Origin of the sequence: Anaerosporobacter sp. (assembly GCF_031551385.1) — a bacterium.
Taxonomy (GTDB): Bacteria; Bacillota; Clostridia; order Lachnospirales; family Lachnospiraceae; genus Anaerosporobacter.
The window spans coordinates 1-6,360 of sequence record NZ_JAVBNS010000228.1; the positions used below are offsets into that span (position 1 = coordinate 1).

The 6,360-nt window shown below is 34.2% G+C and carries 7 protein-coding genes and 1 pseudogene; 1 reads left to right on the forward strand and 7 read right to left on the reverse strand.

Annotation, left to right across the window (positions count from 1 at the left end; genetic code table 11):
- Nucleotides 1-688, forward strand: a pseudogene (locus RMR19_RS17365) (hypothetical protein); the annotation flags it as partial.
- A gap of 83 nt (nt 689-771) precedes the next feature.
- Here the strand turns inward: RMR19_RS17365 and rpmF are convergent.
- From rpmF to RMR19_RS17400, 7 genes are all read right to left on the reverse strand, one after another.
- Nucleotides 772-951 (reverse strand): 50S ribosomal protein L32, encoded by a 180-nt coding sequence (rpmF, locus tag RMR19_RS17370; protein ID WP_073281783.1) that lies wholly within the window; start codon nt 949-951, stop codon nt 772-774.
- A gap of 41 nt (nt 952-992) precedes the next feature.
- Nucleotides 993-1,514 (reverse strand): YceD family protein, encoded by a 522-nt coding sequence (locus RMR19_RS17375; protein ID WP_310604767.1) that lies wholly within the window; start codon nt 1,512-1,514, stop codon nt 993-995.
- A gap of 123 nt (nt 1,515-1,637) precedes the next feature.
- Nucleotides 1,638-2,828, reverse strand: coding sequence for an acetate/propionate family kinase (locus RMR19_RS17380; RefSeq protein WP_310604768.1), 1,191 nt, complete (start codon nt 2,826-2,828; stop codon nt 1,638-1,640).
- A gap of 121 nt (nt 2,829-2,949) precedes the next feature.
- Nucleotides 2,950-3,945 (reverse strand): phosphate acetyltransferase, encoded by a 996-nt coding sequence (gene pta, locus RMR19_RS17385; protein ID WP_310604769.1) that lies wholly within the window; start codon nt 3,943-3,945, stop codon nt 2,950-2,952.
- 228 nt (nt 3,946-4,173) lie between these two features.
- The gene (locus RMR19_RS17390) at nt 4,174-5,085 is read right to left on the reverse strand and encodes a phosphatidylserine decarboxylase (RefSeq protein WP_310604770.1); all 912 of its coding nucleotides are present in this window, start codon (nt 5,083-5,085) and stop codon (nt 4,174-4,176) included.
- A gap of 131 nt (nt 5,086-5,216) precedes the next feature.
- Nucleotides 5,217-5,840: a CDP-alcohol phosphatidyltransferase family protein gene (locus RMR19_RS17395; protein WP_310604771.1), complete on the reverse strand. Its 624-nt coding sequence runs from the start codon at nt 5,838-5,840 to the stop codon at nt 5,217-5,219.
- Between the two features lie 45 nt (nt 5,841-5,885).
- Nucleotides 5,886-6,360: flippase-like domain-containing protein (locus RMR19_RS17400; protein ID WP_310604772.1), on the reverse strand; the 475-nt coding region annotated here is incomplete at its 5' end.

The window sequence follows — 6,360 nt, forward strand, 5'->3', positions numbered from 1 at the left end:
AAATTACCTTGGCATGAAGAAACTAGAACAACTTAAGGGGCGTAGCCATGAGGTATCTCCTGTTAAAGACTTAGAGACTCGTATTCAATCAATCAACACAGCTTACAGTGATTCTTTGGATTCTTCTCTATTACTTGAGCAACTTCTTCTACATAACGAAGAAGACGTACAAGGTATGTTACCACTTACGAATATTCTTGCCTATATTGATTTGTTCAATGGACAATATGAAAATATACGTGCAACGGTAGAAAAAGATTTGCTTGTTCTTTATTTTAATCTCTCTTCAAGCTTACCTCAAAGTGTAAGCTATGGTATTGAAGGCATCTATTGTAATGTAACTGGCAACCAAGCCGTTCTTAAAATTGAACTATATCAAAACGAGTTAAAGTTCTTCTACGATAACTACAAAGACTACTACTACTTACCACAAGAAGATACTGCCATTCATAAAAGCGTTGCTTTCTATGTAGACAAGAACTTTAGAACCCGTGCCAGAGCTGCGAATTGTTATAGCAAAAAAACTGGTCGATTCGTTCCTCAATTTGAAGAACTCTATACACCACACTTTAAAATTGACTATCATGATAAGTTTTCTTATGTGGAAGCCACAGATGAATTTCTTGAAGATACAGAGAAGTTAAAACCATATATTCAGCATATTCTCAAAAAGTTAATATCAAAATAAATAGTACCGTTTCAGCAGTATCACCACCACGTAAAAAGCCCTCACAACCATTGATTACTCAACGTTGTGAGGGCTTTAAGAAATTATTCTGCAGAGATAATCTCTTTTTTGTTATATGAACCGCAAGCTTTACAAACTCTATGTGGCATCATTAACTCTCCACACTTGCTACATTTAACTAAGTTTGGAGCAGTCATTTTCCAGTTTGCTCTACGGCTGTCTCTTCTTGCTTTTGAAGATTTATTCTTTGGACAGATAGACATGAGTACACCTCCTTAAAATATAATTGATTTACTACAATCAATTACTTTGAATTATTGAAGATATCAAGGATAGCTGACATTCTTGGGTCTAGGCTTGTGCTTACGCAATCGCAAGTCCCATTATTAAGATTTTTACCGCATACATTACAAATTCCTTTGCAATCATCGGAACAAACAACTTTCATAGGAAAATTGATTAAAATCTCGTCATAGACAAGTTTGTCTACATCTAAATCATATCCATTAATATAATTCATTTCATCTAGTTCCTCGATACGTTCTTCCTCTGTTTTTCCAAAATCAATTTCTTTTGACATGGATATATCTAGAGTAGTCTTAACGTCTTCGAGACATCTGCTACATGGAATCATAAGCGTAAGCTTTGTGCTTCCTTCAATTAAACACTTCTTCTCACCAAGATTGGTAATCGTAAGCTCAAATGAATTCTTCATTACAAACTCATACGTTTCGCGTTGTAGCTTAAAGTTTTCCAGCTCAATTGGAGCTGATATTCTTTCGACCTTTTCAGGAACTAACATAATCTCCGATAAATTAATGATCATAGTTATCTCCTATCTGTGAACAGACTTTGTTTCACACCTTTAATATTATACATACAGCACCATACTTTGTCAACATTTAATTTGTCGATTTGTATGGTAGTATGTATAATATGTGATATATTATTAGATTAAAGCCATAGTTTCTCTTGCAATTGCAAGTTCCTCATTTGTAGGAATGATAGCAACTTTAACTTTAGAATCTGGAGTACAGATATATAATTCATTACTCTTTGTATTATTTTTTTCTTTATCTAATGTAATTCCAAGGTATCCTAAGTAACCAACTACATTTGCACGAACTAAATCATCGTTTTCACCGATACCAGCAGTAAATGCGATTGCATCAACACCGTTCATAGCTGCAACGTATGAACCAATGTATTTTGCTACACGGTATGAGTATACCTCAAGTGCTTGAATTGCAAGTACATTACCTTCTTCAGAAGCAATTGTTAAATCTCTGAAGTCGCTTGATAATCCGCCTGACATACCTTGCACGCCTGATTCTTTATTAAGCATTGCAATAACTTCCGATACTGTTTTTCCTTCTTTGTTAACGATATATTCGATAATAGCTGGATCGATATCACCACTACGAGTTCCCATAGTAAGACCTTCTAATGGAGTAAGACCCATACTTGTATCAATTGATTTACCGTTAAGTACTGCCGTAACACTTGCACCGTTTCCTAAATGGCAAACGATAATTTTTGAATTATTAATGTCAAGTCCAGCGAATTCAGCCATTCTCTTAGATACAAAGCTGTGGCTTGTTCCGTGGAAACCGTATTTTCTGATTTTGTATTCATCATAGTATTTACATGGAAGACCATATAAATATGCTCTTGCTGGCATTGATTGATGGAAAGCAGTATCAAATACCGCTACCATTGGTACATTTGGCATAAGTGCCTTACATGCGTTAATACCGATTAAGTTTGCTGGGTTGTGTAATGGTGCAAGATCACTACAAGCTTCAATTGCTTTGATTACTTCGTCGTCAATTACTACTGATTGAGCAAATGATTCTCCACCATGTACTACTCTATGTCCAACTGCACCGATTTCATCAAGTGATTTGATTACTCCTGTTTCTGGTTCAACAAGTGCATCAAGTACACATTTAACTGCTGTTTCATGTGTTTCCATTGTTACTTGCTTCTCTACTTTTGCACCAGTGTTTGATTTATATTTGAATTTTCCATCGATTCCGATTCTTTCACAGATACCTGTTGCTAATGCTGTTTCTGTAGCTGCGTTAATTAATTGATATTTTAAAGATGAACTTCCACAATTGAGAACTAATACGTTCATAAATAACCTCCTGTTAAATAATAGTATCTCTTTATACTATTACCGTTTTTTTCTATTTCTAATCATGCGACAATCGCACCAAGCAAAATAACTATATACCCGGTGCGATTAAAATTTTACATTAATTTGCGGCTGCTTGAACTGCAGTGATTGCAACTACTCCTACAATATCATCTGCACAACATCCTCTTGACAAATCATTAACTGGCTTTGCAATACCTTGTGTGATTGGTCCATAAGCTTCTGCTTTCGCTAAACGTTGTACTAATTTGTAACCAATATTTCCTGCATCTAAATCAGGGAATACTAATACGTTTGCTTTACCAGCTATTTTACTATCTGGTGCTTTAGAACTACCAACACTTGGAACTATTGCTGCATCTGCTTGAAGCTCGCCATCAATTTTAATCTCTGGATATAATTCGTTTGCAATTCTAGTAGCTTCTATCATCTTATCAACATCAGCATGTTTTGCACTACCTTTTGTTGAATGTGATAACATTGCTACAACTGGTTCTTCTCCTACTAATAATTCGAAACTCTTAGCTGATGAACCTGCAATTGCTGCCAACTCTTCTGCGTTTGGATTCTGATTTAATCCTGCATCAGAGAATATGAATGTTCCGTTCGCACCATATTCACAATTTGGCACAACCATTAAGAAAAACGCTGAAACAAGTTTTGTATTTGGAGCTGTTTTTAAAATTTGTAAAGAAGGTCTTAATACATCGGCTGTTGCGTGACATGCACCTGCAACCATACCATCTGCATCACCTGCTTTAACCATAGCTACACCAAAGAATAGATAATCCTTTGTTAAAAGTTCTTTTGCCTTTTCTGGAGTCATTCCCTTGCTTTTACGAAGCTCTACAACTAATTCTATGTATGCTTGCAATTTGTCGGATTTTGCTGGATCTATAATTATTGCTTTAGAGATGTCAAGACCATCTGCTTCCTTTTTAATCTCTTCTTCGTTACCTACTAATACTAAATCTGCAATTTCCTCTGCTAATATTTTAGAAGCAGCTTCTAAAGTTCTTTTGTCATTAGTTTCTGGTAATACAATTGTCTTTCTATTTTGTTTTGCTCTTTCTTTAATAACGTCGATAAATCCCACGATTATATCTCCTTTCGTCTTTTGCATTAGATCTCAAATGCTATACTTATTGTCGTTAAACCACTCTTGTATACATTATACTCTATGTGTTTATTGTATACAAGCACTTTTTTAAGTACAATTTTCATTCGCAAAATCCTCTTTTTACCTCCATGTACCTATTATATCACTTTTTACCAACATAGTCTCCTAAATATCAATTTTTATTGTGGAAAATTATTTATTTTTTCACTTATTATCAGTACATTTGTATGCAATCGTATGTCCCATTTGAATTATTGTTTCATATCCGTTCTCCGTATTCGCTAATAATTGCTCTTTTAAACACACTTTCTTAGAGTCCAATAATAAAGCAATACTTGATCCACCAAATTCAAACCGCCCCTTCTCCTGCCCTTTTACAACCTCTAACTCCTGATGATAATTAGAAATCTTACCAACTAAAAGCGCTCCTACTTCCATCTGAATAACATCTCCAAACTCCTTTGTTTCTATTACAGTATATTCTCTTGTATTTTCCTTATAGATTCTTACATAATCGTTCGCAATTGGATTTACTGTATGAAGAACACCTTTAATCGATTTATTCTTACCCTTACTTCCTGTAACAGGATAGCAATATCTATGATAATCATCAACTGTAAGTCTAATTATCACAAGGTAACCTTCTTTATATCTCTTTGCCAATTCCTTGTCGCGCAATAGACTTGCCACTGTGTATTTACTATTCTTAATGTTGACAACAAGTTTATCCGAGATTTGATATGCACTTACCTTTCCATCCGCTGGAGAAACAATGGTATCTTCTCTCTCATCAATTGGTCTAAGCTCTTTCTTAATCTGTCTCATAAAGAAATCATTATAAGAATTGTAATACTGCTCTGCATAGTTATCCATATTAATTCCATTCTTCTTAATAAATGATGGTATAAGCAATGTCGATAATCTTGAATTTAGTAGCATTCCTCCTAGATTTGAAACCGTAGGATTTACTAACAGTTTCATAATCCCTCTTCCAATCGAGCTTGTATAGATTTCGCGAAGCAAACGATCTTGCTTCGTATCCTTTTCAATTTTATTTCCTTCCAAATCAATATACTTCATAATGTATTCTATCCCTTCTATATTTATATTTACCATATCTTGTATTCTTATACTATCTTATACTATTATTTTATTTTTGTAAAACAGAAGCGTACTTTTGATGAATTAAAAAACGACTCATAGATTTGTGATTAACACATATACTATGAATCGTTCCTTCTATACTTTTAGAATAACTCTAAAACCTTTAAAAATATTATCGCTGCGCAACCAATCATAAGAATTGACTCCGATTTATTCGGTTTCTTTACTTTTATATTCAATATGAATAGCACTGCAATAACTAGTACAACACCTTCTAAAACAGGTAAGAACGTACACTTGTCACGGAACAAATATACTAGTGGCAAGAGAATTGCTACACTCGTTACTGGAAGCCCTTGATACTGTTTACGATTCTCCGATGTTTCACTTTGGCGCTTCTCTTCCATTACATTAAAGAAACCTAAACGTATCACTGCTGCTAATACATATAAGATAATACATAGATTACCAAGCACCCCTGTTGCCCCAAACGAATATACAATAATCGCAGGAAACGCTCCGAAACAGACTAAATCGCACAATGAATCGATTTGAATTCCAAATTTCTTCTCATCCTCTGTTCTGTCCATCGCTCTAGCAATTTTACCATCAAACATATCGCAAATTCCTGATATCATAAGACACATAAAAGCTACTTTATGATTATCATTCAAGGCTTGTGTCATTCCATATACGGAAAAAGCCAAACCTATATATGTTAAAACTACTGAAAAATTATAAAATCCTATCATTCTCTTTTCTCTCATCTTGAAACCCTTCCCTTTTTAAAACTTGCCATAGCAATGCTCTTCTTACTCCACTTCATTTGTTTTATAACTGCAACGAATCTGTACAAACACAGTTACCATTGCACTCATAATTAATAACGCGTAGTAGCTAATTCCTCTGCTTAATAACATTCCTGGTAAAATTAATGTTCCCCCAAAAATCTTCCTAAATATTATCATAAACAGATTCTCGCTCGCTCCTATCCCTCCTGGTAATGGCAACATATCTACCGCAATTGAAATAATCGCTTGTAACGCAACAATATCTATGACTCCATATTCTGATAATCCAAATGCACGATACACAAAATATGTCACTAAAAACAAGGCAATTCTCTGCACAAATGTAATAGAAAATACAATTGCCATTATTCGTTTATGTTTCTTTAAGAATATTGCACCTTCGTTGTATTTTGAAAATGCAGTATCCGCTTTTTCTAATGTACCTTCCTTATCCTTGATAAAATTCTTTTTGGATAGGAATCCGATTAATTTATTT

Bases quoted from the DNA above. Each gene is read 5' to 3' on its own strand.
- rpmF (WP_073281783.1), bottom strand. From the start codon at position 951: ATGTCTATCTGTCCAAAGAATAAATCTTCAAAAGCAAGAAGAGACAGC.
- RMR19_RS17375 (WP_310604767.1), bottom strand. From the start codon at position 1,514: ATGATCATTAATTTATCGGAGATTATGTTAGTTCCTGAAAAGGTCGAA.
- RMR19_RS17380 (WP_310604768.1), bottom strand. From the start codon at position 2,828: ATGAACGTATTAGTTCTCAATTGTGGAAGTTCATCTTTAAAATATCAA.
- RMR19_RS17390 (WP_310604770.1), bottom strand. From the start codon at position 5,085: ATGGTAAATATAAATATAGAAGGGATAGAATACATTATGAAGTATATT.
- RMR19_RS17395 (WP_310604771.1), bottom strand. From the start codon at position 5,840: ATGAGAGAAAAGAGAATGATAGGATTTTATAATTTTTCAGTAGTTTTA.